Source organism: Streptomyces sp. NPDC058375, assembly GCF_042723425.1.
GTDB lineage: Bacteria > Actinomycetota > Actinomycetes > Streptomycetales > Streptomycetaceae > Streptomyces > Streptomyces durocortorensis.
Genome location: NZ_JBHXJG010000461.1, coordinates 1 through 2,245, shown reverse-complemented (window position 1 = coordinate 2,245; position 2,245 = coordinate 1). Strand labels below are relative to the sequence as shown.

Sequence of the window (2,245 nt, the reverse complement as noted above, 5' to 3'; positions counted from 1 at the left end):
GTGCTTGGGCGGGGAGCGGCTCAGGCGTACGTGCCCGGGTTCAGCTCAGGATGTCGGCAGCGGTCGGCGAGGAGTCGCGCAGGAACGTCGAGCAGCGCTCGTGCTCCTCGGTCTCCCCGATCGCGCCCGCGGCCCGCGCCAGGGCGTGCAGGGCGCGCAGGAAGCCGCGGTTCGGCTCGTGCTCGAACGGGACGGGGCCGTGGCCCTTCCAGCCGGCCCGGCGCAGGGAGTCGAGGCCGCGGTGGTAGCCGGTACGGGCGTACGCGTACGACTCGACGACCCGGCCGCCCTCGAACGCCTCGTCGGCGAGCTGCGCCCAGGCGAGCGAGGAGGTGGGGTACTTCGCGGCGACCTCGGCGGGCGGGGTGCCGGCGGCGAGCAGCTCGCGCGGCTCGGGGTCGTCGGGAAGGTGGGTCGGGGCGGGGCCCCCGAGCAGGTTCTCGTGGATGGACATGCCTCAAGTGTGCCTGCCGTCACGCCCCGGCGGGACCGCGGCCCGGGCCGGGCGTGGGGGGCTTCCCGGGCGGTCGCCCGCCGCAGCGGCGGAGGGGGCTCCCGGGCCGGGGTCAGCCCTCCCGCCGCTCCGGCTCCAGCGGCGGGGAGACGACCCCGCAGTGCACCGCGCACTCGGGCCGCTCGCCCCGGGCTTCGGCGGTCGCGGCCGGGGTGCGCACCGCCCACCAGGCGAGGACCGCGCCCGCGACCAGCAGCCCCGCGCACATCGGCATCGCCCGCCGGAAGGTCGAGGCGAACTCGCCCGCGTCCCGGTACGCCTCCGGCCCCATCCCGGCGAGCAGTGGCAGCGCGGCCACCGCGATGAGCCCGGCGGCCCGGGCGGCGGCGTTGTTGATGCCGCTGGCAAGACCGGCCCGCCCGGCGTCCACGGCGGCCAGGACGGTCGCGGTGAGCGGGGCGACGACCACGACGAGCCCGGCGCCGAGTACCAGGACGGCGGGCAGGACCTCACTCACGTACCCGCCGAAGGAAGCGCTGCCGCGCCCCACCCGCAGCATCAGGAGCATCCCGGCGGCGGCCAGCAGCGGCCCCACGGTGAGCGGGATACGCGGCCCGATGCGCCGCCCCAGCTCACCGGCCGAGGCGGAGAAGAGCAGCATCAGCACGGTGGTGGGCAGCAGCGCGGTACCGGCCCCCAGCGCCGAGTACCCGGCCACCACCTGGAGCTGGATCGCGGAGAGGAAGAAGAAGCCGCCGAGGGCCGCGTAGACGCAGAAGGTCACCAGGTTGACCGAGGTGAACAGCCGGGAGCGGAAGATCGCCGGCGGCAGCATGGGGTCCGCCCGCCGCCGTTCGACCGCCACGAACGCGGCCCCCAGCAGCAGCCCGCCCAGCGCCGACCCGATCACCACCGGGGAGGCGCCCCGCCCGGGGGCCTCGATCAGCGCGTACGTCACCCCGGCGAGCGCCAGCGCCCCGAGGACGGCGCCCAGCACGTCGAACCGCCCGTGGGCCGCCGGATCCCGCGACTCCGGTACGTGGCGGAGCGCGACGGGCACGCAGATCGCGGCGAGCGGCAGATTGAGCAGGAACACCCACCGCCATCCGGGTCCGTCCACGAGCCACCCGCCCACGAACGGCCCCACGGCCGCCCCGACCCCGCCGAACCCGGACCAGAGCCCCACGGCCCGGGCCCGGTCGTCCGGATGGAAACTGGCCTGGATGAGCGCGAGCGACCCCGGCGTGAGGAGCGCGCCACCCACCCCTTGCAGGGCCCGGGCGACGATGAGCACCCCCGCGTTCGGCGCGATCCCGCAGAGCAGGGAGGCCACCGCGAACCACACCACCCCCACGACGAACACCCGCCGCCGCCCGTACCGGTCCCCGAGCGCCCCGCCGAGGAGGATCAGCCCGGCGAGCGTGAGCATGTAGGCGTTGACGGTCCACTGGAGGGCGGCCATGTCGGTGCCGAGGTCCTCGCCGATGCGGGGCAGGGCCACGTTGATGACGGTGGAGTCCAGCATGGCCATGCTGGAACCGAGCACGGTGGTCAGCACGACCCACCGCCCGACGGACGAGGCGACCCGGATCTCACCGGGAGCGGAGCCAGCAGCAGCCATGGGGCCAGGGTGCCCCATGTGAGCCCCTCCGGCGATCGATGAGCTCCCGGAGCGCCCGCACTTCAAGCCTCTCCGGCGATTGAGGAGCCCCGGCGAACCCGCACCGGGCGAGCGCCCGCACTTCAAGCCCCTCCGACGATCTTCAAGCCCCTCCGGCGATCGAGGAGCGG

At 75.7% G+C, this 2,245-nt stretch carries 2 protein-coding genes; both read right to left on the bottom strand.

Annotated elements, in window-relative coordinates:
- Window positions 1–40 precede the first annotated feature (40 nt).
- Window positions 41–454: a DUF3151 domain-containing protein gene (locus tag ACFWM7_RS35015; RefSeq protein WP_003967556.1), complete on the bottom strand. Its 414-nt coding sequence runs from the start codon at window positions 452–454 to the stop codon at window positions 41–43.
- Between the two features lie 112 nt (window positions 455–566).
- Complete coding sequence (locus tag ACFWM7_RS35010) at window positions 567–2,075, bottom strand: DHA2 family efflux MFS transporter permease subunit (protein WP_383268750.1); 1,509 nt, start codon at window positions 2,073–2,075, stop codon at window positions 567–569.
- Window positions 2,076–2,245: the final 170 nt, after the last annotated feature.